Below are 550 nucleotides of genomic sequence, written 5' to 3'. Positions count from 1 at the left end.
GCGAAGAAGATCAATCTCTTGCGGAACAAAAGGGTGAGGAGAAACAGCTGGGGAACTCAGTTGAGGGGGTAAAAAATGCTGGTGAATCTGCCCCGAAAGAAACCCAAAAACAACCAGAACAAACGCCTTCATCTCCAGAGATCAACCCAAGTCAAGGAAACGAACCAGCTCCAGCTGTTCAGCCTGAAACCTTAGCTCCCCAAGAACAGTCAGATTCACAAGTGCAACCAACTGTCCCAAGTCCAGTAACGAAAGAAAAAGTACTGGACTATAAAACAATCTATACAGCTTCACCAACTTTAAATTACAGAGAGCAACAAGTAGAAGTAGCAGGCGAAAATGGTAAGGAAGTGGCAACTACTTCTTACAGTTTTGATGGAAGTACTGGGAAAATAGTAGAAAACACTTCAACAAAAATAGAGAAACAACCGGTGGATAGAATTGTTAAGATTGGGAATGTAGAAGAAACAAGATCAACAGTCAAAAGAGGTGAACAGTTTGTCGCGGATGAGTCACTTGATAAAGGGGTTAAAGTAGTTAGAGAACAAGG

At 42.0% G+C, this 550-nt stretch carries 1 protein-coding gene; it reads left to right on the top strand.

The genetic code is table 11. The features are described 5' to 3' along the window. On the top strand, positions 1-550 hold a 550-nt coding region (locus tag ADH54_RS10210), incomplete at both ends, for a G5 domain-containing protein (RefSeq protein WP_049525043.1).

Origin of the sequence: Streptococcus pseudopneumoniae (assembly GCF_001072315.1) — a bacterium.
Classification (GTDB): Bacteria; Bacillota; Bacilli; order Lactobacillales; family Streptococcaceae; genus Streptococcus; species Streptococcus pseudopneumoniae_R.
Note: the sequence above shows the minus strand (reverse complement) of the source record. Positions and strands in the feature narration are given on the sequence as shown.